This is a genomic window from Hydrogenophaga sp. FW305-3-2-15-A-LB1 (genome assembly GCF_058787875.1).
This window is the reverse complement of record NZ_JBYTAE010000067.1, coordinates 15203-37543: the sequence shown is the minus strand read 5'-3', so window position 1 is coordinate 37543 and position 22341 is coordinate 15203. Positions and strand designations below refer to the sequence as shown.

The 22341-nt window shown below is 68.6% G+C and carries 23 protein-coding genes; 12 read left to right on the top strand and 11 right to left on the bottom strand.

All coding sequences use genetic code 11. The features are described 5' to 3' along the window. Window positions 1–514, top strand: a 514-nt coding sequence (locus AC3WPZ_RS19805) for a MarR family winged helix-turn-helix transcriptional regulator (RefSeq protein WP_492441127.1), incomplete at its 5' end; no start/stop codon positions are given. Between the two features lie 18 nt (window positions 515–532). Here the strand turns inward: AC3WPZ_RS19805 and AC3WPZ_RS19800 are convergent. Together AC3WPZ_RS19800 and AC3WPZ_RS19795 are read right to left on the bottom strand one after the other, a co-directional pair. Next, a complete protein-coding gene (locus tag AC3WPZ_RS19800) occupies window positions 533–1417 on the bottom strand; it encodes an alpha/beta hydrolase (RefSeq protein WP_382322254.1) in 885 nt (294 codons plus the stop codon). A gap of 57 nt (window positions 1418–1474) precedes the next feature. Beyond that, window positions 1475–2077, bottom strand: a complete 603-nt coding sequence (locus AC3WPZ_RS19795) for a TetR/AcrR family transcriptional regulator (RefSeq protein ID WP_291113625.1) — start codon at window positions 2075–2077, stop codon at window positions 1475–1477. A gap of 108 nt (window positions 2078–2185) precedes the next feature. Here AC3WPZ_RS19795 and AC3WPZ_RS19790 point away from each other — a divergent pair, with 108 nt between their 5' ends. After that, entirely contained in the window at window positions 2186–2683 is a 498-nt protein-coding gene (locus tag AC3WPZ_RS19790; RefSeq protein WP_382322252.1) for a hypothetical protein, read from the top strand. Continuing rightward, window positions 2680–4047 (top strand): GAF domain-containing protein, encoded by a 1368-nt coding sequence (locus AC3WPZ_RS19785; protein WP_492441125.1) that lies wholly within the window; start codon window positions 2680–2682, stop codon window positions 4045–4047. Before AC3WPZ_RS19790 ends, AC3WPZ_RS19785 begins: the two co-directional genes overlap by 4 nt. On the opposite strand, the gene AC3WPZ_RS19780 is transcribed toward AC3WPZ_RS19785, so the two are convergent. The 4 genes from AC3WPZ_RS19780 to AC3WPZ_RS19765 all read right to left on the bottom strand — a co-directional run bounded on the left by AC3WPZ_RS19780 (window position 4044) and on the right by AC3WPZ_RS19765 (window position 7600). After that, on the bottom strand, window positions 4044–4787 hold the full coding sequence (locus tag AC3WPZ_RS19780; RefSeq protein ID WP_492441123.1) for a hemerythrin domain-containing protein: 744 nt from the start codon (window positions 4785–4787) through the stop codon (window positions 4044–4046). The two genes, AC3WPZ_RS19785 and AC3WPZ_RS19780, sit on opposite strands and share 4 nt — an antisense overlap. A 172-nt stretch (window positions 4788–4959) precedes the next feature. Then, window positions 4960–5364, bottom strand: a complete 405-nt coding sequence (gene arfB / locus AC3WPZ_RS19775; RefSeq protein ID WP_382153132.1) for an alternative ribosome rescue aminoacyl-tRNA hydrolase ArfB — start codon at window positions 5362–5364, stop codon at window positions 4960–4962. Between the two features lie 32 nt (window positions 5365–5396). Continuing rightward, window positions 5397–6188, bottom strand: a complete 792-nt coding sequence (gene eutC / locus AC3WPZ_RS19770) for an ethanolamine ammonia-lyase subunit EutC (RefSeq protein WP_492441121.1) — start codon at window positions 6186–6188, stop codon at window positions 5397–5399. Next, entirely contained in the window at window positions 6185–7600 is a 1416-nt protein-coding gene (locus tag AC3WPZ_RS19765; RefSeq protein WP_492441119.1) for an ethanolamine ammonia-lyase subunit EutB, read from the bottom strand. The genes eutC and AC3WPZ_RS19765 overlap by 4 nt, the downstream gene beginning before the upstream one ends. A 79-nt stretch (window positions 7601–7679) precedes the next feature. On the opposite strand from AC3WPZ_RS19765, the gene mnmA reads away from it, so the two are divergent. Further along, on the top strand, window positions 7680–8831 hold the full coding sequence (gene mnmA / locus AC3WPZ_RS19760) for a tRNA 2-thiouridine(34) synthase MnmA (protein WP_492441117.1): 1152 nt from the start codon (window positions 7680–7682) through the stop codon (window positions 8829–8831). Here mnmA and AC3WPZ_RS19755 read toward each other — a convergent pair. Continuing rightward, window positions 8828–10195, bottom strand: a complete 1368-nt coding sequence (locus AC3WPZ_RS19755) for a DUF3422 family protein (protein ID WP_382322247.1) — start codon at window positions 10193–10195, stop codon at window positions 8828–8830. The two genes, mnmA and AC3WPZ_RS19755, sit on opposite strands and share 4 nt — an antisense overlap. Window positions 10196–10272: 77 nt before the next feature. Further along, window positions 10273–10770, bottom strand: a complete 498-nt coding sequence (locus AC3WPZ_RS19750; RefSeq protein ID WP_492441115.1) for an NUDIX hydrolase — start codon at window positions 10768–10770, stop codon at window positions 10273–10275. A 104-nt stretch (window positions 10771–10874) separates the two neighbouring features. Between AC3WPZ_RS19750 and AC3WPZ_RS19745 the strand changes: the two genes are divergently transcribed. From AC3WPZ_RS19745 to AC3WPZ_RS19720, 6 genes are all read left to right on the top strand, one after another. Continuing rightward, window positions 10875–12005, top strand: a complete 1131-nt coding sequence (locus AC3WPZ_RS19745; RefSeq protein WP_382322246.1) for a Re/Si-specific NAD(P)(+) transhydrogenase subunit alpha — start codon at window positions 10875–10877, stop codon at window positions 12003–12005. After that, a complete protein-coding gene (gene panD / locus AC3WPZ_RS19740) occupies window positions 12002–12364 on the top strand; it encodes an aspartate 1-decarboxylase (RefSeq protein WP_382153153.1) in 363 nt (120 codons plus the stop codon). The genes AC3WPZ_RS19745 and panD overlap by 4 nt, the downstream gene beginning before the upstream one ends. Before the next feature lie 15 nt (window positions 12365–12379). Beyond that, the gene (locus AC3WPZ_RS19735; protein WP_382322245.1) at window positions 12380–12703 is read left to right on the top strand and encodes an NAD(P) transhydrogenase subunit alpha part 2; all 324 of its coding nucleotides are present in this window, start codon (window positions 12380–12382) and stop codon (window positions 12701–12703) included. Beyond that, window positions 12700–14124, top strand: coding sequence for an NAD(P)(+) transhydrogenase (Re/Si-specific) subunit beta (locus AC3WPZ_RS19730; protein ID WP_444687682.1), 1425 nt, complete (start codon window positions 12700–12702; stop codon window positions 14122–14124). The genes AC3WPZ_RS19735 and AC3WPZ_RS19730 overlap by 4 nt, the downstream gene beginning before the upstream one ends. A gap of 200 nt (window positions 14125–14324) precedes the next feature. Continuing rightward, on the top strand, window positions 14325–16013 hold the full coding sequence (locus AC3WPZ_RS19725; RefSeq protein WP_382153161.1) for a long-chain-fatty-acid--CoA ligase: 1689 nt from the start codon (window positions 14325–14327) through the stop codon (window positions 16011–16013). Window positions 16014–16149: 136 nt separating this feature from the next. Further along, window positions 16150–16842, top strand: coding sequence for a 5'-methylthioadenosine/adenosylhomocysteine nucleosidase (locus AC3WPZ_RS19720; RefSeq protein WP_444688131.1), 693 nt, complete (start codon window positions 16150–16152; stop codon window positions 16840–16842). Window positions 16843–16848: 6 nt separating this feature from the next. Here the strand turns inward: AC3WPZ_RS19720 and corA are convergent, their stop codons facing one another. The 3 genes from corA to AC3WPZ_RS19705 form a co-directional block, all read right to left on the bottom strand. Continuing rightward, a complete protein-coding gene (corA, locus tag AC3WPZ_RS19715) occupies window positions 16849–17835 on the bottom strand; it encodes a magnesium/cobalt transporter CorA (protein ID WP_382153164.1) in 987 nt (328 codons plus the stop codon). Window positions 17836–18046: 211 nt separating this feature from the next. Beyond that, window positions 18047–19312, bottom strand: a complete 1266-nt coding sequence (locus tag AC3WPZ_RS19710; RefSeq protein WP_492441112.1) for a patatin-like phospholipase family protein — start codon at window positions 19310–19312, stop codon at window positions 18047–18049. Between the two features lie 31 nt (window positions 19313–19343). Continuing rightward, complete coding sequence (locus AC3WPZ_RS19705; RefSeq protein WP_492441110.1) at window positions 19344–21125, bottom strand: hybrid sensor histidine kinase/response regulator; 1782 nt, start codon at window positions 21123–21125, stop codon at window positions 19344–19346. A 230-nt stretch (window positions 21126–21355) separates the two neighbouring features. Between AC3WPZ_RS19705 and hpf the strand changes: the two genes are divergently transcribed. Both hpf and AC3WPZ_RS19695 read left to right on the top strand, forming a co-directional pair. Further along, complete coding sequence (gene hpf, locus AC3WPZ_RS19700; protein ID WP_291113681.1) at window positions 21356–21685, top strand: ribosome hibernation-promoting factor, HPF/YfiA family; 330 nt, start codon at window positions 21356–21358, stop codon at window positions 21683–21685. A 142-nt stretch (window positions 21686–21827) separates the two neighbouring features. Next, complete coding sequence (locus tag AC3WPZ_RS19695; RefSeq protein WP_382153173.1) at window positions 21828–22298, top strand: PTS sugar transporter subunit IIA; 471 nt, start codon at window positions 21828–21830, stop codon at window positions 22296–22298. The last annotated feature ends 43 nt before the right edge of the window (window positions 22299–22341 follow it).

The following is a 22341-nucleotide window of genomic DNA, read 5'->3' as shown; positions in this document are numbered from 1 at the left end:
GTCCTCCGACTGCCCGCCCCTCTTCCGCCCCCCTCTCATGAAGCGCTGCCAGCCTCCGGCCATCGACATCGACGATCAGCCCGGCCACAACATCCGGCGGTTGCACCAGATTTCGGTCGGCATCTTTCTTCGGGAGCTGGGCGAACTTGAACTCACGCCGGTGCAGTACGCGGCGCTGCAGACCGTGGCCAACCACCCCGGGATCGACCAGCGCACACTGGCGCGCACCATCGCGCTGGACGCGTCCACCACGGGTGGCGTGGTCGACCGCATGGAGTCGCGCGGCTGGCTGGAGCGGCGCACCTCGCCCGAAGACCGGCGCTCGCGCCAGCTCGTGTTGACCGACGCGGGCAACGCGCTGCTGGCCGGGGCCGTGCCGGCCATGCTGCAGGTGCAGGAGCACATCCTGGCGCCGTTGTCCGAGCGCCAGCGCGGCGAGTTCATGAAGCTGCTGCGCCTGCTGGTGGACACCAACAACGCGCACAGCCGCGCACCCAGCGAAGCGATGAAGTGAGCCGTGCTGCGGGGCGGCTCAGCCCCGCAGGTGCGCCACGACGGCGTTCACCACCTGCTCGTCGCGCAGCAGCCGCGTGTGGCCCAGGCCGTCGGTCGCCATCAGGCGCGCGCCGGCGATCGCATCGCGGTAGGCCTCGGCGTCGGCAAACCGGTTGATGCGGTCCTCCCGGTCGTGCACGATCAGCGTGGCCACGGCCACGCGCGGGCCGACCGCCGCCGGCTCGAACTGGCGCATCAGGATGCCCTCGCGCGCCTCCACCCGCTGCTGCAGGCGCTCCCGCGTGTCCTCGCTCAGGCCGAAGACCTTCGCGAACAGGCGGGTGTACGCATGGGGCGAGGCCGGGGGCGCGAGCAGCGCGAGCCGGGCCACGGGCAGGCCGCGCGCGGCCGCATAGGCCAGGGCGTTGGCCGCGAGCGAATGCGCTGCCACGGCGCGCACCTCGTGGCCCTGCTGCTGCAGGCGCGCGGTGAGGTACTCGATGGCGCGCGCGAACTGCGGCAGGTTGCTGGTGCTGCCCTGGCTGCGCCCGTGCGCGGGCAGGTCCACCAGCACGGGCCGCAGGCCCTGGTTCATCAAGGCCTGCGCCAGGGGCAGCATCTGCGCGGCGTGGCCGCCCCAGCCATGCAGCAGGAGCACCACGGGGCCGGGCGCGCCGGGCGGCTCGTACAGCGTGATGCTGGCCTGCTCGAAGGGCCAGGGCGTGGCCCGCCAGGCGGCCAGCGCGGGCTGGCGGCGGTGCAGCCATTTGGGCGGCAGTGGCGTGCCGAACACGCGGTAGGCGCCTCGCACCGCCAGCGCCGGCCAGAGCTTTTCGGACAGGCCCAGCGCCCAGCGCAGCCAGCGCGTGCCCGGGTTGGCCTGGTAGTAGGTGGAAGCGGTTTGCAAGGGGGTGGTGCTCATGGCGTTCTCCGGTAAATCGCACAATCGTGCGAAATTGAGGCAAAAAAAGAGAAGCGGTCAGTGTTCGTAGGTCTTGACCAGGCGGGCCCAGGTCGCCTGGGCGCGTTCGGCGGCGCGCGGATCGCGCAGGAAGCGCACGTCGTGGACCAACCCGATCGCCAGGCTGCAGATCTCGCCCACCAGTTGTTCGGGGTCGGTGTCGGGTTGGAGGTGGCCGAGCTCGATCGCCTGCAGCACGGTGCGCCGCAGCGCGGCCCGCCAGCGCGTGACCTCGCCCAGCAGCAGGTCGCGCAGCTCGCCTTCGCGGTCGTCGAGTTCAAAGGCGCCGGAGGTGTAGAGGCAGCCGGTGTGCGCCTCCACGTCGCGCAGGCGGATGAGCCAGCGCCGCACGATCTCGCTCAGGCGCGGCAGCCCCTTGGGCGCCTGCATGGCGGGCACGAACACGTCGCCGATGAAGCGGCGGCCGAACTCTTCGATCACCGCCTTCTGCAAGGCCTCGCGCGAACCCACGCGCGAGAACACGCCGCTCTTGGAGATGCCGATGCGGTCGGCCACCGCCTGCAGGGTGATGGCCTCCAGCCCGTCGGACGCGGCCAGGTCCAGCGCCGCGCCCACGATGGCGGCGCGCGTCATTTCACTCTTCTGGGTCCGGGCGTCCATGGCGCGACTTTAGCACGATCGTGCGAAATAACAAGACCCTGACCCGCTTGGCGCGGCCCGCCGCCGTCGCTATGATCGCGGCGTCCTGTGCACCCTTGGTGGCCGCCCTTGGAACCCCCCCGCTCCCCCCTGCTGACGCTGGAACACCTGGCCATGATGGATGCCGGGGTTTCCGTCATCGTCAGCAGCTGCGGGCCGGACCTCACGCCCAGCGTCATGCGGGCCGTGGGCAGCCAGGTCGGGCCGCAAGGCCGCCTCATCACGGTGTACCTGTGCCGCAGCCAGTCCGCGCAACTGTTGCGCGACATCGCCCGCAGCGGGCGCCTGGCCGCGGTGTTCAGCCAGCCCAGCACCCACAAGACCGTGCAGCTCAAGACGCGCACCGCCCGCCTGCGCGAGGCGCGCGAGGACGAAGCGGCGGTGCTGCAGCGTTACCTGCGCGGCATGGAGCATGAATTGGCCCTGCTCGGCTTCGACCGCGCCTACGCACGGGCCATGCTCACGCACCGCCTCGACGACGTGGTGGCGATCGAGTTCGAGCCCGAACAAGCCTTCGACCAGACGCCGGGCAGCAAGGCCGGCCAGCCGATCGCGGGGCGCGCATGACGGCGGTGGACCTGGCCGAGGTGAGGCCTTGTCTGGAAGGGGTGATTCCCGCCATGGTGGCGACCACGGCGGCCGACGGCACGCCCAACGTGGCCTACATCTCGCAGGTCTATTACGTGGACGAGGGCCACGTCGCGCTGTCGTTCCAGTTCTTCAACAAGACGCGCCAGAACCTGCTGGCCCACCCGCGCTCGACGCTGCTGGTGCTCAACCCGCTCAACGCGGTGTTCTACCGCCTGCACCTGCGCTACCTGCGCACCGAAGAGGAGGGGCCGGTGTTCGAGAGCATGAAGGCGCAGCTCGCCGGCATCGCCTCCCACACCGGCATGGCCGAGGTGTTCCGCCTGCGTGGCTCGGACATCCATGAGGTGATCGAGGTGGAGCGGCTGCCGCAGGAGCCGCTGGCCGAACCGCTGCCGCTGCCGCCTGCCCCGCCGGCGGCGCTCGCGGTGCTGCGCCGGGCCAGTGCGCGCCTGTCGAGCGCGCGCAGCCTGGGCGCGGTGCTGGAAGCCACGCTGGACGTGTTGGAGAACGAGCTGGCCATGCCGCACGCGATGCTGCTGATCCTCGATGCGGCCTCTCAGCGCCTCTACACCGTGGCCAGCCGGGGTTACGCCACCTCGGGCGTGGGGTCGGAGATCGCCCTGGGCGACGGCGTGATCGGCGTCGCCGCGCGCGAGCGCACGCCGGTGCGCATCGGCCACATGGCCAGCGCCTACCTCTACAGCCGGGCCATGCGCGACAGCCTGGTGAGCGGCGACGGCAGCGTCCCGGCCGGCACCGACATCCCGTACCCCGGCCTGTCCGAGCCGCACAGCCAGCTGGCCGTGCCCCTGTTGTCGGCCGGCCGCGTGACCGGCGTGCTCTTTGTTGAAAGCCCGTTGGACCTGCGGTTCAGCTACGAAGACGAGGACCTGCTGGTGGCGCTGGGTGGGCAGCTCGGCGCCGTGATCGACCTGATGCAGGCGTCTGAAGCGGCCTGCACCGAAGAGGAGACCCCGAGCGCCGCCGCCACCGCGGCACCGGTGCCGGCCGGTCCCGCGCTGCGCGTGCGGCACTACCGCAGCAACGACAGCGTGTTCGTCAACAACAGCTACCTGATCAAGGGTGTGGCGGGGGCGATCCTGTGGAAACTGCTGCAGGACGGCCAGCGCCAGGGCCGCAGCGAGTTCACCAACCGCGAGCTGCGGCTCGATGCCTCGCTGCGCCTGCCCGATGTGGCCGACAACCTGGAAGCCCGCCTGCTGTTGCTGCACCGCCGGCTGGCCGAGCAGTGCCCGCAGTTGCGCATCCAGAAGACGGGGCGGGGGTGTTTCCGCTTCGAGGCGCTGCGCCCGGTCGAGCTGGAAGAGGTGGCGGCCTAGACCGTGGCCAAGCCGGGCACGGGCGGCAGGCCGAGCCCGCGCGCGAGCTTCATCGCGTTGTGCGCGTTGAGCATGCCGCGCGTGGCGTCGAGCATGCCTTCGAACACCGGTGCCGGTGCGCCCGCCCGCATCTCCTGCATCACACCCAGGCGTTCGGGCGCGTTCAGGTTGGGCAGCATCCAGCGCATCACGAGCATCATCTCGGCCGGCGGGATGGTCGCCACCAGGGCGTTGTGCACGTCCACCAGTTCGGCGTCGGTGTAGGCGGCCCAGAGCGCGGCGTTGTGGGCGGTCTCTTCGGTGTGCATGTGCTGCAGGTTGTCGGCCATGAACAGGGCGAGCGCGAGGTACAGCGCGTGCAGGCCGGCTTCGCGCTCGTCCGCGTCGCAGCCTGGCAGGGCCTGGGCGGCGTCGCTCAGGTGCTGGATTTGGTGCAGGTGCCCATCGTGTTCCTGCGCCACGCGGTCGCAGACGCCGGGGCAGCGCGCCTCCAGCGCCGGGTGCACGAAGCCGTTCTCGTGCGCCACGTGGTTGGCGCACAGCGCCATCAGCTCGACCACCTGCGCGACGGTGCGCGCCAACTCCGCGCCGTCGGTGGGGTCGGTGCGGCCGACCGTGAGCAGGGTGTCGGCCATGAAGGCGCGCAAGGCCTTGTGGATGCCGGCATAGAGGTTGAAGCGGCCAAGGCCGGTGCGGGCGGTGGCGACGACGTGCGCCATTTCGAGGGCGTGGGATTGCATGGTGTGGATTCCTTTGGCAGGCGAATGGCCCGGCCTTGTCTCGGGATGACCACCGCACCCCATGTGCGGCGAATCATGGAGCGTCAGTCTAGGAATCCGCGCCTCGCCGTGCCGCTAAATAGCGCTTAAAGGAATCGTAAAAAAACCTTAACCCGTCAAAAACGGGCCGCCATCAGTCCAAACCGCGCACGCGACCGCGCAATTGTTTGACGCCGGAGCGGGCCGCCTTGCCTTCCAGCCGCCGCTGCTTGGCGCCGAAGCTGGGTTTCGTGGCCTTGCGTGCCTTGGGCACCGTGGCCACGCTGTCCACCAGGGCCTGCAGCCGCTCCAGCGCCTCGGCCTTGTTCTGCTCCAGGCTGCGGCTGGTCTGCGCCTTGATGACCACCACGCCTTCGGTCGTGATGCGCTGGTCGCTCAGCGCGAGCAGGCGCTCCTTCACCGCCTCGGGCAGGGAGGAGCCGTGCACCGCGAAGCGCAGGTGCACCGCGTTGGAGACCTTGTTCACGTTCTGCCCGCCCGCGCCCTGGGCGCGGATGGCGGTGAACTCGACCTCGGCGGGATCGATGGTGATCGGCATCGGCGCAGTGTGCCACGCGCCACATGCCGCACTCAGCCGGGCGGCAGGGTCGCGGGGCCGTCGTCCGTCTCGTCCTTGAGCCCGATGCCGGTGAGCTGGCGCTGGCGGGCCTGCGCGAGCAGCGCGTGCAGTTTCGCGGCGGCGCGCGCGGGTGGCAGGCCGGCGTCGCGCACGTTGGAGATGCAGTTGCGCTCGGCGTCGCGGCGGCCGGGCCGGGGTGCCCAGGTGAAGTAGACGCCCAGGCTGTCGGGCGAACTCAGGCCGGGGCGCTCACCGATCAACACGACCACGGTGCGCGCGCCCAGGGCTTCGCCGATCTCGTCGCCGATGGCCACGCGGCCTTGTTCGACCAGGGCCACGGGCGCCACCGTCCAGCGGTGGGCGGGGTCGGCGCGCAGCCGGGGCAGGAGCGCGGCCATCAGGGGCGCGGCGTGGCGCATCACGGCCAGCGCCGAGAGGCCGTCGGCGATCACGAAGGCCAGGTCGGGTGTTTCGATCTTGGCGTGGTCGGCGTGCCAGCGCTGCAAGGTCTCCCGCGAGGCGGCGTCCAGCCGCCGCCCGAGGTCGGGGCGCTGCAGGTAGGCGGCGCGGTCCGGCGCGGCGCTGTGCAGGTGCAGGCTGGTGAGGTCGAGCGCCTGCAGCGCGCCGGCCAGGTCGCCGGGGTCGAAGGCCAGGTGCACCGCATCGCGCGCCTGGGCGTGCGCCAGCTGGAAGGCGAGGTGCGCGGCGGTGGGCTGGCTGTGGCCCGCGCGGCCGAGCGCGATGCGCGCGTCGGTGAAGCCTTGCAAACGCGCCCAGGTAGCGGGGATCACCGGCGCGCTCATGCGCTGCGGCCCAGCCGGGCGATGGCCGGCGCGAACGCGGCCGGCAGGGTGGGGCTCAGGCGCAGCACGTCGCCGGCTTCGATGACGCCCATGCGCCGCAGCCAGGCCTCGAACTCGGGCGCCGGCCTTAGGCCCAGCAGCTGCCGCATGGCCAGCGCGTCGTGGAACGAGGTGCTCTGGTAGTTGAGCATGATGTCGTCGGCGCCCGGCACGCCCATGATGAAGTGCACGCCCGCCGTGCAGAGCAGGGTGAGCAGCGCGTCCATGTCGTCGGCATCGGCCTCGGCGTGGTTGGTGAAGCACACGTCGCAGCCCATGGGCAGGCCCAGCAGCTTGCCGCAGAAATGGTCCTCCAGCCCGGCGCGCAGGATCTGCTTGCCGTTGTAGAGGTACTCCGGGCCGATGAAGCCGACCACGGTGTTGACCAGCAAGGGCTGGAAATGCCGTGCCACGGCGTAGGCCCGTGCCTCCAGGGTCTGCTGGTCGCAGCCGTGGTGCGCGCCGGCCGAGAGGGCGCTGCCCTGGCCGGTCTCGAAATACATCACGTGCTCGCCGCGCCGGCCGTCGTCGAACAGCGCGCCGCGTTGCAGCGAGAGCGCCGCGGCGCGCGCTTCGGCCAGCAGCGCGAGGTGAATGCCGAAGCCGCGGTTGGCGGCCTCGGTGCCGGCGATGGACTGGAACACCAGGTCCACCGGCGCGCCGCGTTCGATCGCCTGCAGCGTGTTCGTCACGTGGGTGAGCACGCAGCTCTGCGTGGGCATGGCGTAGCGGGTGATGAGCTCGTCGAGCATGGACAACAGGCGCATCACCTGGGGCAGGTTGTCGCTCGCGGGGTTGATGCCGATCACCGCGTCGCCGCTGCCGTGCAGCAGGCCGTCGAGCAGGCTGGCCGCGATGCCGGCGAGGTCGTCGGTCGGGTGGTTGGGTTGCAGGCGCGTGGCGAGCCGCCCCGGCAGGCCGATGGTGCCGCGAAAGCGCGTCACCACCCGGCATTTCCGCGCGATCAGGGCCAGGTCCTGCACGCGGCAGAGCTTGCTCACCGCGGCCACCATCTCGGGCGTGAGGCCGGGGGCCAGCGCGGCAAGCGCCTCGGAGCTGGCCGCATCACCCAGCAGCCAGTTGCGGAAATCGCCCACCGTGAGGTGCGCCACGGGCGCGAAGGCCGCCGCGTCGTGCGTGTCCACGATCAGCCGCGTGACCTCGTCGTCTTCGTACGGCACCACCGCCTCGTGCAGGAAGTGCGAGAGCGGGAGTTCGGCCAGCGCCATCTGCGCGGCCACGCGCTCCTGGCTGCTGGCCGCGGCCACGCCGGCCAGCTGGTCGCCCGAGCGCAGGGGCGTGGCGCGCGCCAGCAGCGTGCGCAGGTCGTCGAACCGGTGGCTCTGTGTGCCGACGCTGTGGTGAAAACCCATGCGCCCCACTGTACGGCCAAGCGCGGCTCCAGTCACCCCGGAACCCGTGGGTGGATGGCCACGCTGGGATAATCGCCCCATGGCAAGCAAACAGCGCGTGGTGGTCGGATTGAGCGGGGGCGTGGACTCCGCGGTGAGCGCGTACCTGCTCAAACAGCAGGGGCACGAGGTCATCGGCATCTTCATGAAGAACTGGGAAGACGACGACGACAGCGAATACTGCTCGACGCGGCAGGACTTCCTGGACGCCGCCAGCGTGGCCGACGTGCTCGGCATCGACATCGAACACGTGAACTTCGCCGCCGAGTACAAGGACCGCGTGTTCGCCGAGTTCCTGCGCGAGTACCAGGCCGGGCGCACGCCCAATCCCGACATCCTGTGCAACGCCGAGATCAAGTTCAAGGCCTTCCTGGACCACGCCATGCGCCTGGGTGCCGAGAAGATCGCGACCGGCCACTACGCCCGGGTGCGTGAGCGCGCCGGGGCGTTCGAGCTGCTCAAGGGCAAGGACCCGCTCAAGGACCAGAGCTACTTCCTGCACCGCCTGAACCAGGCGCAGCTGGCCAAGACGCTGTTCCCCGTGGGCGAGCTGCCCAAGACCGAGGTGCGCCGCATCGCGGCCGAGATCAACCTGCCCAACGCGAAGAAGAAGGACAGCACCGGCATCTGCTTCATCGGCGAACGGCCGTTCCGCGACTTCCTCAACCGCTACATCGCCAAGGAGCCCGGCCCGATCAAGGATGCCAAGGGCCGCGTGCTCGGCCAGCACGTGGGCCTGAGCTTCTACACCCTGGGCCAGCGCCAGGGCCTGGGCATCGGCGGTGTGCGCGAGAAGGGCGCGCAAAAGGGCGGCAACGACCACGCGCCGTGGTTCGTGGCGCGCAAGGACGTCGAGAAGAACGCGCTGTGGGTGGTGCAGGGCCACGACCACCCCTGGCTGCTCACGCCTCGCCTGCGCGCGCAGGACGCGAGCTGGGTGGCCGGCCATGCGCCCGAGGCCGCCACCCTCGCCGCCAAGACGCGCTACCGCCAGGCCGATGCGCCCTGCCGTTTCGAGGCCGAGGGCGATCAGGGCTTTGCGCTTGGCTTCACCGACCCGCAATGGGCCGTGACCCCGGGCCAGAGCGCGGTGCTGTACGACGGCGAGGTCTGCCTGGGTGGTGGCGTGATCACGACCGACGCCGCGTCTTTCCAGGCATCGCCGGTGAATGCCCGGCCCGTGACGGCTTAGGCCTTGTGCGACGCCCCGAGCCGGGCGTGAATCCGCCGCGTGGTGCGCCACACGGCCCACAGCACCAGGGGAATCAGGGCGCCCGCCGCCATTTCCGGCTGGATCGGCAGCCCCGCCGCCTTGGCGCCCTTGGCGAGGTAGAGCAGCAGGCTGATCACGTAGTACGAGATCGCCGCGATCGACAGGCCTTCCACCGTGGTCTGCAGGTGCAGCTGCATTTCCTGGCCGCGCGTGAGTTTCTCCAGCAGCTGCTGGTTCTGCGCCTCGGTCACGATGTCCACCCGGGTGCGCAGCAAGGCGCTGGTGCGCGAGACGCGCTCGGAGAGGGACGTGAGCCGCTGCGCGCTCGCGGCCACGGTGGCCATGGCCGGTGACAGGCGCCGCTGCATGAACTCGCCTATGGTCTGCGTGCCCGGGATGGGCCGCTCGCGCAGTTCGGCGATGCGCTGTGTGACCAGGGCGTCGTAGGCGCGCGTCGCGGCAAAGCGGTAGGTGTTCTCGGCCGTGGCGCGCTCCACACGCGCGGCGAGCGATACCAGCTGATCGAGCAGATCCTGTTCCGAGGCCGACTTGTTTTCCAGCTGCGCGGTGATGCTGGCGAGCTGCGCTTCGGCCTGCGTCAGCGTGGGCCCCAGGGCCTTGGCCACGGGCAGGCCGCGCAGCGCCATCAGCCGGTAGGTCTCCAGCTCCAGCAGGCGCTGCGAGATGCGCCCGGCCCGGGTTTCGCTGACGTGGGGCGGCGCGATCACCAGCACGCGTTCGAAGCCCGAGGGCTGCAGGTGGAAGTCGGTCACCGCCCACGAGTGGCCGCCGCCCAGCTGGGAGGCCACCACGGTGCGGTGGCCGAACCAGCGCTGGGCCGGCCCCATGAGGCTGGCCTGTGCCGACGGCGTCTGCTCCGGCAGCTCGGCGTGCAGCATCACGAGCTGGATCGCCGCGATGGTCCGGCCGGGAATGTCGCGCAGCCAGCCCGGTGGCGTCACCAGGGCCTCCAGCAGGTCGGGATCGCTGGCGCCCAGCCCGGCTTCGGCGGGCAGGGCCTGCACGAGGGAGTAGCGCGTGAACTCGGTGTGGCGCTCCCACTTCAGCGTGTGCTCTCCAAAGCGCAGCCGCAGGAAGTTGCCTTGCATCTGCTCGGGCGAGAGGCCCTGCTGGCCCGGCAGCCGGCGCAGGTGCTCACGTTCCTGCTCGCGGCTCACGCCCTCGTTGAGCACGGCGACGAACACCACCAGCGCGGGCAGCCGGATGCGCGCGGAAGGCCGCGCGTGCACCTCGTTGTGCAACTCGGCGCGCAGCGCGTCGTCGGCGGGCAGCAGGCCCTGGGGCAGGGCGGTCGGAGCGGACGTTTCGGGGGATTCGTTCATGGGCGGGGCATCGGCGATGGACGTTCACTGTATGCGAAGCGACGTGGCCCCCGCTGCCCCGTGAGGGGTGACAGGCCCTAGCGAACCGAGGGGGCGACCGATGGGTCGATGAACACCAGCGACAAGGGATAGCGCTGCCCCGACAGGTGGTCTTCCATGCAGCGCAGCACCAGCGGGCTGCGCAGGCGCGCGGCGTTGGCGCGGATTTCCTCGGGTGTCATCCACAGGGTGCGCACGATGCCGGCGTCCAGCGCGCGGCCGGGCAGCGCCTCGCCCAGTTCCCCGCTGTAGGCGAAGCGCAGGTAGGTGATGTCCTCGTCCGGCTGGCCCGCGCGGCCCGGGCGCTGGAAGCGCGAGAGGTACACGCCCACCAGGGCCGTGGGCGTGAACGCGTGGGTGGTCTCTTCCAGCGTTTCGCGCACCACGCCTTCGAGCGGGCCTTCGCCCGGATCGAGGTGGCCGGCCGGGTTGTTCAGGCGCAGGCCGTCGGCCGTGTGCTCCTCGACCAGCAGGAAGCGCCCGTCGCGTTCGATGACGGCGGCCACGGTGACGCTGGGTTTCCATCGGGTGTTCATGGCGCGCATTATGGGCTTTGCGGCGCGCCGGCATGGGCCGAATCGGGCGCTTTCGGGTAAGCTCGCCCGACTTTCACATTCAACTTGTGGGTGAGGAGATATTCATGCTGATAGGCGTACCCGCTGAGACCACAGTGGGCGAGACCCGAGTGGCCGTGACCCCGGAGACGGCGAAGAAGTACGTGGCGCAAGGCCACACCGTGCGCGTGCAATCGGGCGCGGGCGTGGCCGCCAGCGTCACCGACGCGGCCTACACCGCCGTGGGCGCGGAGATCACCGATGCGGCCGGCGCCCTGGGCGCCGACCTGGTGCTCAAGGTGCGCCCGCCGTTCGACAACGAGCTGGCCCTGATGAAACCCGGCGCCACCGTGGTCGGCATGCTCAACCCCTTCGATCCCGTGGGCCTGCAGCGCCTGGCCACGGCCGGCCTGACCGCCTTCGCGCTTGAAGCCGCGCCGCGCACCACGCGCGCGCAGAGCATGGACGTGCTCTCCTCGCAGGCCAACATCGCCGGCTACAAGGCCGTGATGGTCGCCGCGCACCACTACCAGCGCTTCTTCCCCATGCTCATGACGGCGGCGGGCACGGTCAAGGCCGCGCGCGTGGTGATCCTGGGCGTGGGCGTGGCCGGCCTGCAGGCCATTGCCACGGCCAAGCGCCTGGGCGCGGTGATCGAGGCCTCCGACGTGCGCCCGAGCGTGAAGGAGCAGGTCGAGTCGCTGGGCGGCAAGTTCATCGACGTGCCCTACGAGACCGCCGAAGAGAAGGAAGCCGCCGAAGGCGTGGGCGGCTACGCCCGCCCGATGCCGCCGTCCTGGTTGGAGCGCCAGAAGGCCGAGGTGGCCAAGCGCGTGGCGCAGGCCGACGTGGTCATCTCCACCGCACTCATCCCGGGCCGGGCCGCGCCGGTGCTCATCACCGAGGACATGGTCAAGTCCATGAAGCCCGGCAGCGTGATCGTGGACATCGCCGCCGGCAAGGGCGCGGACGGCGTGGGCGGCAACTGCCCGCTGACCGAGGCCGACAAGACGGTGGTCAAACATGGCGTGACGCTGGTCGGCGAGACCAACCTGGCGGCCATGGTCGGTGCCGATGCGTCGGCGCTGTACGCGCGCAACGTGCTCGATTTCCTCAAGCTCATCGTCAACAAGGACGGTGCGCTGCACGTGGACATGGAAGACGACATCGTGGCGGCCTGCCTGATGGCGCAAGGCGGCGAGGTCAAGCGCAAATGAGCCGTGTGATGCTGCGCGCGAAACTGCACCGCGCGACCGTGACCGAGGCCGACCTGCACTACGAAGGCTCGTGCGGCATCGACGAGGACCTGCTGGACGCGGCCGACATGCGCGAGTACGAGAAGATCGAGCTCTACAACGTCAACAACGGCGAGCGCTTCTCGACCTACATCATCAAGGCCGCGAGAGGTTCGGGCGCCATCTCGCTCAACGGCGCGGCCGCGCGCAAGGCGCACGTGGGCGACCTGCTGATCATCTGCACCTACTCCCCGGTGGACGACGCGGCCGTGCCGCAGTGGAAGCCGCGTGTCGTGTTGCTCGGCGAGGGCAACCGCATCAACGAGATCAAGAAAACCTGAAGCGAGGAGACTCCTATGGACGCCGTATCCCCCACCGTGCTCAACCTCATCATCTTCGTGCTGGCCATCTACGTGGGCTACCACGTGGTGTGGAACGTCACGCCCGCGCTGCACACGCCGCTGATGGCCGTGACCAACGCCATCTCGGCCATCGTGATCGTGGGTGCCATGCTGGCCGCCGCGCTCACGGAAACCCACCTGGGCAAGACCATGGGCGTGCTGGCCGTGGCGCTGGCCGCGGTCAACGTCTTCGGTGGCTTCCTGGTCACCCGGCGCATGCTGGAGATGTTCAAGAAAAAAGAGCGCAAGGCGCCCGCAGCTGAGGGAGCGCACAAATGAGCATGAACCTCGTCACGCTGCTGTACCTGGTCGCCAGCGTCTGCTTCATCCAGGCCTTGAAGGGCCTGTCGCACCCCACCACCTCGATCCGGGGCAACATCTTTGGCATGACCGGCATGGCCATCGCCGTGCTGACCACCGCCGCGCTCATCGTCGAACTCTCCGGCGGCAAGGCACAGGGCATGGTCTGGGTGCTGGGTGGCCTGGTGGTCGGTGGCGCCATCGGCGCGCTCATGGCCAACCGGGTCGAGATGACCAAGATGCCCGAGCTGGTCGCCTTCATGCACAGCATGATCGGCCTGGCCGCGGTCTGCATCGCCGTGGCCGTGGTGGCCGAGCCCTGGGCCTTCGCCATCGTCGCCAAGGGCGAAGCGATCCCGGGCGGCAACCGCATCGAACTCGCGCTGGGCGCCTTCATCGGGGCCGTCACCTTCTCGGGCTCGGTCATCGCCTTCGGCAAGCTCTCGGGCAAGTACAAGTTCCGCCTGTTCCAGGGCGCACCGGTCACCTTCGCCGGCCAGCACAAGCTCAACCTGGTGCTGGGCCTGGCCACGGCCTTCTTCATCTTCGGCTTCTGGCATTCGCAGAGCTGGATGGACATCGTGCTGGTGATCGCGCTGGGCTTCATCCTGGGCGTGCTCATCATCATCCCCATCGGCGGCGCCGACATGCCGGTGGTGGTGTCCATGCTCAACAGCTACTCGGGCTGGGCGGCCGCCGGCATCGGCTTCAGCCTGAACAACTCCATGTTGATCATCGCCGGCTCGCTGGTGGGCTCCTCCGGTGCCATCCTCTCGTACATCATGTGCAAGGCGATGAACCGCTCGTTCTTCAACGTGATCCTGGGCGGCTTCGGTGGCGACGCCACGGCGGCCGCGGCCGGCGGCGGCGTGCAGCGCACGGCCAAGAGCGGCAGCGCCGACGACGCGGCCTTCATCCTGGGCAACGCCGAGACCGTCGTCATCGTGCCCGGCTACGGCCTGGCCGTGGCACGCGCTCAGCACGCGGTGAAGGAACTGGCGCACAAGCTGACCGAGAAGGGCATCACCGTGAAGTACGCGATCCACCCGGTGGCGGGGCGCATGCCGGGGCACATGAACGTGCTGCTGGCCGAGGCCGAGGTGCCGTACGACCAGGTGTTCGAGATGGAGGACATCAACGGCGAGTTCGGCCAGGCCGACGTGGCCATCATCCTGGGCGCCAACGACGTGGTGAACCCGGCCGCCCTGCAGAAGGGCAGCGCGATCTACGGCATGCCGATCCTGGAGGCCTACAAGGCCAAGACGGTGATCGTGAACAAGCGCTCCATGGCCGCCGGCTACGCGGGCCTGGACAACGAGCTGTTCTACATGGACAAGACCATGATGGTCTTCGGCGACGCCAAGAAGGTCGTCGAGGACATGACCAAGGCCGTCGAGTAAATCGAAAGCGTCCATTTTCGAGCGATACCCGAAGGGCCCGTGGCGACACCGGCCCTTCGGTTTTTGTAGCATGCTTGCAGCCAGTCGCGGGTTTTAGAGTGGGCTGTCAGAACCGCGTAAGGGAAAAACACGAGGCCCCGTGCCTTGCTTCCCACTGACAATGCCCGGTTGTTGTATCCACAAGAACGAGGAGATTCTGAATGAGCGAACCGACGGCCAACCGTCCCTGGCTGGGGGCTTATCCCGCCGGCGTGCCTGCCGACATCGACGTGGCGCAATATCCCTCGCTGGTGCACCTGATGGAGGAAAGCTTCCAGAAGCACGCCGGTCGCACCGCCTACAGCTTCATGGGCAAGGACGTCAGCTTCGCGCAGACCGACAGCCTCTCGCAGGCCTTTGCGGCCTACCTGCAGGGCCTGGGACTGGTCAAGGGCGACCGCGTGGCCATCATGATGCCCAACGTGCCCCAGTACCCGGTGGCGGTGGCCGGCATCCTGCGCGCGGGCTTCGTGGTGGTCAACGTCAACCCGCTGTACACGCCGCGCGAACTCGAGCACCAGCTCAAGGACTCGGGCGCCAAGGCGATCGTGATCATCGAGAACTTCGCGCACACGCTGCAGCAGTGCATCGCCAACACGCCGACCAAGCACGTGGTGCTCACGGCCATGGGCGACCAGCTGGGCCTGCTCAAGGGCGCGCTGGTGAACTACGTGGTGCGCAACGTCAAGAAGATGGTGCCGGCCTACAGCCTGCCGCAGGCGGTGCGCTTCAACGACGCCATTGCCAAGGGCACGCGTGGCACGCTCAAGCGGCCCGAGATCAAGCCCGATGACATGGCCGTGCTGCAGTACACCGGCGGCACCACCGGCGTGAGCAAGGGCGCGGTGCTGCAGCACCGCAACGTGATCGCCAACGTGCTGCAGTCCGAGGCCTGGAACGACCCCGTGATGAAGAAGGTGCCGGCTGGCGAGCAGCCCACCAGCGTGTGCGCCCTGCCGCTGTACCACATCTTCGCGTTCACGGTGAACATGATGCTGGCCATGCGCACGGGCGGCAAGACCATCCTGATCCCCAACCCGCGCGACCTGCCGGCCGTGCTCAAGGAGCTCAGCAAGCACACTTTCCACAGCTTCCCGGCGGTCAACACGCTGTTCAACGGCCTGGCCAACCACCCCGACTTCAACACCGTCAACTGGAGCAACCTCAAGGTCTCGGTGGGTGGTGGCATGGCGGTGCAAAGCGCGGTGGCCAAGCTCTGGCTGGAGAAGACCGGCTGCCCGATCTGCGAAGGTTATGGCCTGAGCGAGACCAGCCCGTCGGCCAGCTGCAACCCGACCACCAGCACCGAGTACAGCGGCACCATCGGCGTGCCCCTGCCCAACACCTACATGAAGTGCCTGGACGACGATGGCAACGAGGTGCCGATGGGTCAGCCGGGCGAGATCGCCATCAAGGGCCCGCAGGTCATGGCGGGCTACTGGCAGCGCCCCGACGAGACCGCCAAGGTCATGACGGCCGACGGCTTCTTCAAGAGCGGCGACGTGGGCGTGATGGACGCGCGCGGCTACTTCAAAATCGTGGACCGCAAGAAGGACATGGTGCTGGTCAGCGGCTTCAACGTGTACCCCAACGAGGTGGAGGACGTGGTGGCGCTGTTGCCCGGCGTGATGGAATGCGCCGTGGTCGGCGTGCCGGACGAGAAGTCGGGCGAGGCGGTCAAGCTCGTGATCGTCAAGAAGGACGAGAGCCTCACCGAGGCGCAGGTGCGCGAGTACTGCAAGACCAACCTCACCGGCTACAAGCAGCCCAAGGTGGTGGAGTTCCGCACCGAACTGCCCAAGACACCCGTGGGCAAGATCCTGCGGCGCGAGTTGCGCGACAAGAAGTGACGCCCCGGCGCGCTGCGCCACAATGCAAGGCGGCTTCGGCCGCCTTTTCTTTTGCCCGTCCAGGAGGGACCGTTCCGTGACCACCATCGCCATCGTCAGCGCCCTGCACGAAGAGCTGGCCGCCGTGCTCGCGCTCATGCCCGACGAACAGCAGCAAGTGGTGGGCGGGCGCGCGTTCTGGCGTGGCCATCTGCACGGGCACGACGTGGTGGCGGTGCTTTCGGGCATCGGCAAGGTGGCGGCGGCCACCACCGCCGCTGTGCTCATCGAGCGCTTCGGCGTGCAGCGCATCGTGTTCACCGGCGTGGCCGGCGGGCTGGCGCCGGGCGTGAACGTGGGCGATGTGGTGGTGGCCCGGCACTTCCTGCAGCACGACATGGACGCTTCGCCGCTCTTTCCGCGCCACGAGGTGCCGGGTTATGGCCGCTCCCGCTTCGATGCCGACCCCACGCTGACCACGCAGCTCGTGCAGGCGAGCGAGCGGGTGCTGCACGAATTGCCCGCACGCCTCGGTGCCGAGGTGATGCAGGCCTTTGGTCTGGAGACGCCCCGCTGCCACCAGGGCCTGCTGATCAGCGGCGACCGGTTCGTCTCGGCCACCGCCGAGAGCCTGGCCCTGCGTGGGGCGTTGCCCGATGCGCTCGCGGTGGAAATGGAAGGCGCCGCGTTCGCCCAGGTCTGCCACGACTACGGCGTGCCGCTGGCCGTGGTGCGCACCATCTCGGACCGGGCCGACGATGCGGCCCATGTGGATTTCCCGCGTTTCCTGCGCGAGGTGGCGAGCCGCTACAGCGGCGCGGTCATCGACGCGCTGCTGACGCAGCGCTGAGCAGGTCTACCTCAACCAGCCTCGTTTGCGGAAGTAGAGCATCGGCAAGACCGCCGACAGCACCATCAGCGCCAGCGCCAGCGGGTAGCCGTAGTGCCACTTCAGCTCGGGCATGAAGTCGAAGTTCATGCCGTAGCTGCTGGCCACCAGCGTCGGGGGCAGCAGCGAGACGCTGGCCACCGAGAAGATCTTGATGATCTTGTTCTGGTTGATGTTGATGAAACCGACCGTCGCGTCCATCAGGAAGTTGATCTTGTCGAACAGGAAGGCCGTGTGGCTGTCGAGCGAGTCCAGGTCGCGCAGGATCTGGCGCGCGTCCTCGAACTGTTCGACGCTGAGCATGCGGCTGCGCATCATGAAACTCACCGCGCGGCGCGTGTCCATCACGTTGCGGCGGATGCGGCCCGACATGTCCTCATGCCGCGCGATGGCCGAGAGCGCCTCGCTCAGCAGGTTGTCCGAGGCGTTGCTGTCGAGCACCTTCTTGCTCACGGTCTCGATCTCGTCGTAGATGTCCTCGAGCGTGTCGGCGCAGTACTCGGCGTCGGCGTCGAACAGCATCAGCAGCACGTCCTTGGCGTCCTCGATCAGGCCCGGCATGCGGCGCGCGCGCATGCGCAGCAGGCGGAACACCGGCACGTCCTCGTCGTGGATGGAGAACAGCACGCCCCGGCTTTTGAGCGTGTCGTTGTGCTCGTTCAGGATGAAGGCCACGCGCACCGCGCGCGGGTCTTCGTCGTCGTCGATCAGGAAGTCCGAGCGCACATGCAGCTCGCCGTTGTCTTCCTCGAAGAAACGCGCCGATTCCTCGATGTCCTCGTCCATCGCGTCTTCGGGAATCGACAGGCCGAAGTGCTGCTTGACCCAGCGGCGTTCTTCGGGGGTGGGGTCTTCCAGGTCGACCCAGATGGGTTTGAAGCGGGCCAGCTCTTCGAGCGACTCGATTTCTTCCTGGAACAGGCGGCCATTGGCCAGGGTGAATACGTTGAGCATGACGGCGCTCCCGGCGGTTTCGTGCTGTCTGGCAAAGGGTCGAGGCCGGCTCCGCGGGCCTCGGGGGCGGTTCGGGTGCTGCTTTCAGCCGTCCGGCCGCCTGACCCAAAGCCGCTCGGGGGCGGCGCTCAGACGGTCGCGGGGGTGGCTGAAAGCACGCAACTGGGGGGCGTGCTTTCCATGCGGGTCTCCATGTGTGAAACAGGCCGAATTATGGCACCGCGGTGCCAGCCCCGAGGTCTTCGGATGTGCCAAAAAAGCGCATCAGTTCGTCCTTTCGCCGCCAGGCGTCGTGTTCGCCCAACTCGATCAGGGCGTTGACGAAGCCCGGTTCGAAGAGCAGGTAGCTCGCCAGCGCGGCCGCGCTGCCGGCCGCGCCGCGCCGCGTGTCCAGTGCGCCCAGGCCCGCCAGCGTGTTGCGGGTGGGCGCGGGCAGTTCGCGGATGTGCTTGCTCGCGAGCTCGTCCAGCGAGAAGCTGGGCTGGATCGCCAGCACCTCCACCGGCCGGTAGGGCAGCGCGGCCGCCAGGCTCGGCGGCAGCCGCGCCAGGGTCTGGCTCACGCGCTGGGTCTGCTCCACGTCGGCCTGCAGGGTGTCGTGGAACACGCTGGCCATGGCGTGGCCGGCGATGGTGCCTGCCGTGGGCTCGCTGCCGTTGCGCGCGGCCAGGCCGGCGCGCTGGGGTTGGCCGACGCCGATCACCAGGATGCGGCGCGCGCCGAACTGGATCGCCGGTGAGAGCGGCGAGAGCTGCCGCATCGAACCGTCGCCGAAATGCTCCTTGTGCCCGTCCACCCACAGCGGCACGGCCGGGAACAGGAAGGGGATGGCGCTCGAGGCCATCAGGTGCTCGATGGTGATGGGCTGGAACTCCGAACGACGCCCCGGCCGGTGCCAGGGCTGCACCGGGTGGCCGAGCCGGGTCTGGCAGAAGGTCCAGTGCTCGCCGGTCGTGTAGCTCGATGCCGTGACGCCCAGCACATGGATCAGCCGTTGCTCCAGCGCGCGTTCCAGGCCCTGCAGGTCGATCGCGCGGTGCAGGGTGTCCACCAGCGGCAGCGTGTCGAGCAGTGCTCGGTGCCGGCGCACCTGTCGCGCCAGCGTGAGCCCGGCCACCACGCGGTTCGCCCTCACCCAGCCGGGCGCTTCGAGCCGGTAGACGCGTTCCGAGCGCAGGCCGCTCCAGAACGTGGCCAGTTGCGACAGCGCGGGCAGGCCCTGGGTGGCAATGCTGCCCAGGTAACTCGCGTTGAGCGCACCGGCCGAGGTGCCGAACAGCCACTGGAACGGAAAGACCGGCACCGCCGGGCCCGCGGTCGCTCGCGTGGCCAGCAGGGCGCCCACGGCCTTGAGCACGCCCACCTGGTACGCGGTGCGCGCGCCGCCCCCCATGAGCACCAGCGCGCAGGCGCCGTCACCGTATTCGGGTGACGCATGCAGCAGCGTGTTGTGGGTGATGAGGGTGTCGAGGGACAAAGGGGTGTCGAAAGGTGTGAACTGTCACATCCTAAACAATCGCCGCCGCCGATGGGGCGGCCTCGGCCATCCAGCGCTGCAGCGCGCGGGGATCGACGGGCTTGTTCAGCAGGGTGATGTCCTGCCGCAGGTCCTCGTCTGTCAAGTGCACGCTCGCGTCGCCGGTGATCACCAGGGCCGGCACCTCGCGTTCGAGAATGCCCCGAAGTCGGGAGATGGCCTGAAGGCCATCGAAGGTCTCGCTCAGGTGGTAGTCGACCACGATCAGCGAAATCGAGGCGCTGTTGTTCCATGCCAGGACGAGGGCGTCGCGCATCGTCTGTGCGCCCAGCACCCGATGGCCCAGGCCGCTCAGCAAATGCGTGAGCGCGCGAACCACCTGCTCGTCGTTGTCCAGCACCAGCACCACCTGAGTGGGCGCAGCCGGTGCAGATGTCCTGGTGGGGGCGGGCGCCTCGATCACGGGATCGCAGCGTGGCAGGAACACCGAGAACACCGAGCCCCGGCCCACGCGCGAGCGCACGTTGAGGCGCGCGTCCAGCAACTCCGCCGAGCGATGGACGATCGACAGGCCCAGGCCGAAACCACGCGACTGCGCCGATGCCCGGCGCGCATTGCTGGCCTGGTAGAACTCGTCGAACACCCGGGGCATGTCGCTTTCCGGAATGCCGATGCCGGTGTCCCAGACCTGAATCTCCACCTCGTCGCCCCGCCGCCGGGCACCCACCAGCACCCCGCCGCGCTCGCTGTAGCGCACCGCGTTGGCCACCAGGTTGAGCAGAACCGTGTGCAAGACCGCGGGATCGGCCTGCACCCACAGAGGGGTGTCCATCAGTCGAAGCCGAAGGCCCTTTGCCTTCGCCTGGCCGCGCAAGACCTCGCCGACCTGCAACAGGACGGGGTTGATCGCACAGGGGGCCCTTCGAACCATGACGGCGCCAGAGTCCAGCCGGGAGATTTCCATCAGCACCTGCAGCAACTGGCCCATGCTCTCCAGCACCGAATGCATGCGATCGGCGATATCGGCCAGCGCCTGAGGGGACGGCCGAGCGTGCCGCACCAGGCGCTGAAGCGCGGGGACAAACAGGCCCATGGCGTGGATGGGTTGCCGCAGATCGTGGCTGGCCGCGGCGAGAAACCGCGTCTTTCGGCGCTCGGACGCTTCGGCATGCTCCTTGGCCCGGGTGAGGTGGTCCATCAGTGCCTCGTTCTCCATGCGCAGCTGGATCGATTGCCGCAGCGACAGGGGAATGCTGCGCGCGAACGAGGCGGTGAACACCAGAAACAGCAGCGACAGCAGCCCCAGGATGGTCAAGGCCGAACCGCCCTCGATCAGGCAGTGGATCGAAAACGGCAGCGAACAGGGAATGGCAAACGCCAGGTGCGCGGGCCAGTACGATCCGATCGACTGGGTGGCGCTGGAGAGGATGCCGCACAGCACGATCGCGATGATGGCCTGCGTGTACAGGTCATCGGGGGTGAAGAACAGCAGCGTGATCGAGCCCCACATCAGGCCGGCGCCACCCGAGGCCGCGACCAGCACGAGCGCCCACCGGCGGGCGTTGGCGTCGGTGACGGGGTATCGGTGCCGGCCACCGTACAGCACCAGGCGCAAGGCCGAATACAGCGCCATCCCTGCCCACCAGCCCAGCACCAGATCCGAGGGCTGATGCTGCAGGATCAGCAGCCAGGCGGCGCCACTGGCCAGCAGCACGGTGCCCACCGCCATGCCCGGCAGGTGGCGCAAGAGGATGCTCACCTGCTCATGCAACAGGCGCTGTTCCAGCTTCAACGTGTCGACGGTGTCGGGCATGAAGAAATTCGTACCTGAGGCCACCCCTCGGTCGCGTGCCAACTCCCGTGTGGCTGCCAGTTTACGCTTCTGGCACTGCGGCGTTTCATCGGTTTATCACGCTTTGTTGCCCCCTGCGGCTTGCGCCGGCGGGCATTCATGGGCATAGTGGTCTCAAGACATCCCCGTGGCCGTCGGGAGGTCTTGCCCCAGGCGGCTTGTGTCAACCCGGAGCAAATGGAGGCTCATCTATGAACCTGACGATCAGCGGTCACCACCTCGAGGTCACACCCGCCTTGCGCGGTTACGTCACCACCAAACTGGAACGCATCTCCCGACACTTCGATCAAGTGGTCGACATCAAGGTGCTGTTGACGGTGGACAACCTCAAGGAGAAGGACCTGCGACAAAAGGCCGAGTGCAATGTCCACGTCAAAGGGCGCGACCTGTTTGCGGAAAGCGTCCATGCCGATCTGTATGCGGCGGTGGACGAACTGGCCGACAAACTGGACCGCCAGGTGCTGCGCTACAAGGACAAGACGCAAGACCATCACCACGGTACGGTCAAACGGTTGATGTGACCCCGCTCACGGCTCCCGGCGCTGGGAGCGTGACGAATGTTGCATTGCAGCAAGCCGCTTGATATGTCAAGCGGCTTTTTTGTGCCCGCAGTCTAGCCAAGGGACACCAACTCGGCATAATTTGCGGTCCGAAAGGGCCCACATGAACCGACTTTCCGCCATATTGCCCGCCGTGCAAGTGCTCGTTGGCGTTGACGCCACCAGCAAGAAACGCGCATTTGAAGAGGCAGGCCTGCTGTTTGAAACCGAGCACGGACTCAACCGCGCCCTGATCACCGACAGCCTCTTCGCGCGTGAGCGTCTTGGTTCCACCGGGCTCGGCCATGGCGTGGCCATCCCCCACGGGCGCATCAAGGGTCTCAAGCAGCCGCTGGCCGCGGTCTTCCAGCTCGCCAGCCCGATCGGCTTCGACGCGCCCGACGAGCAGCCGGTGCAGTTCATGATCTTCCTTCTGGTGCCCGAAGTGGCCACGCAGAAGCACCTCGAAATCCTGTCCGAGATCGCCGAGATGCTCAGCGACAGCGCCCTGCGCGAGCAGATGAAGACCTCCACCGACGCTGCCGAGCTGCACAAGCTGATCACGTCCTGGCAGTCGGCCCACGCCGCCGCCTGAATTTTGAGCCGCCACGCTTCACCGTTTCACGGGTCGCTGCCCC

Excerpts from the sequence above, each read along its gene's own strand:
- corA (WP_382153164.1), bottom strand. The coding sequence starts at position 17,835 with ATGCTCAACGTATTCACCCTGGCCAATGGCCGCCTGTTCCAGGAAGAA.
- panD (WP_382153153.1), top strand. The coding sequence starts at position 12,002 with ATGAGCCGTGTGATGCTGCGCGCGAAACTGCACCGCGCGACCGTGACC.
- arfB (WP_382153132.1), bottom strand. The coding sequence starts at position 5,364 with ATGCCGATCACCATCGATCCCGCCGAGGTCGAGTTCACCGCCATCCGC.
- AC3WPZ_RS19730 (WP_444687682.1), top strand. The coding sequence starts at position 12,700 with ATGAGCATGAACCTCGTCACGCTGCTGTACCTGGTCGCCAGCGTCTGC.
- AC3WPZ_RS19800 (WP_382322254.1), bottom strand. The coding sequence starts at position 1,417 with ATGAGCACCACCCCCTTGCAAACCGCTTCCACCTACTACCAGGCCAAC.
- AC3WPZ_RS19720 (WP_444688131.1), top strand. The coding sequence starts at position 16,150 with ATGCCCGACGAACAGCAGCAAGTGGTGGGCGGGCGCGCGTTCTGGCGT.
- AC3WPZ_RS19745 (WP_382322246.1), top strand. The coding sequence starts at position 10,875 with ATGCTGATAGGCGTACCCGCTGAGACCACAGTGGGCGAGACCCGAGTG.
- AC3WPZ_RS19765 (WP_492441119.1), bottom strand. The coding sequence starts at position 7,600 with ATGGGTTTTCACCACAGCGTCGGCACACAGAGCCACCGGTTCGACGAC.
- AC3WPZ_RS19725 (WP_382153161.1), top strand. The coding sequence starts at position 14,325 with ATGAGCGAACCGACGGCCAACCGTCCCTGGCTGGGGGCTTATCCCGCC.
- AC3WPZ_RS19735 (WP_382322245.1), top strand. The coding sequence starts at position 12,380 with ATGGACGCCGTATCCCCCACCGTGCTCAACCTCATCATCTTCGTGCTG.
- AC3WPZ_RS19780 (WP_492441123.1), bottom strand. The coding sequence starts at position 4,787 with ATGCAATCCCACGCCCTCGAAATGGCGCACGTCGTCGCCACCGCCCGC.
- AC3WPZ_RS19750 (WP_492441115.1), bottom strand. The coding sequence starts at position 10,770 with ATGAACACCCGATGGAAACCCAGCGTCACCGTGGCCGCCGTCATCGAA.
- hpf (WP_291113681.1), top strand. The coding sequence starts at position 21,356 with ATGAACCTGACGATCAGCGGTCACCACCTCGAGGTCACACCCGCCTTG.
- eutC (WP_492441121.1), bottom strand. The coding sequence starts at position 6,188 with ATGAGCGCGCCGGTGATCCCCGCTACCTGGGCGCGTTTGCAAGGCTTC.
- AC3WPZ_RS19795 (WP_291113625.1), bottom strand. The coding sequence starts at position 2,077 with ATGGACGCCCGGACCCAGAAGAGTGAAATGACGCGCGCCGCCATCGTG.
- AC3WPZ_RS19755 (WP_382322247.1), bottom strand. The coding sequence starts at position 10,195 with ATGAACGAATCCCCCGAAACGTCCGCTCCGACCGCCCTGCCCCAGGGC.
- AC3WPZ_RS19695 (WP_382153173.1), top strand. The coding sequence starts at position 21,828 with ATGAACCGACTTTCCGCCATATTGCCCGCCGTGCAAGTGCTCGTTGGC.
- mnmA (WP_492441117.1), top strand. The coding sequence starts at position 7,680 with ATGGCAAGCAAACAGCGCGTGGTGGTCGGATTGAGCGGGGGCGTGGAC.
- AC3WPZ_RS19705 (WP_492441110.1), bottom strand. The coding sequence starts at position 21,125 with ATGCCCGACACCGTCGACACGTTGAAGCTGGAACAGCGCCTGTTGCAT.
- AC3WPZ_RS19785 (WP_492441125.1), top strand. The coding sequence starts at position 2,680 with ATGACGGCGGTGGACCTGGCCGAGGTGAGGCCTTGTCTGGAAGGGGTG.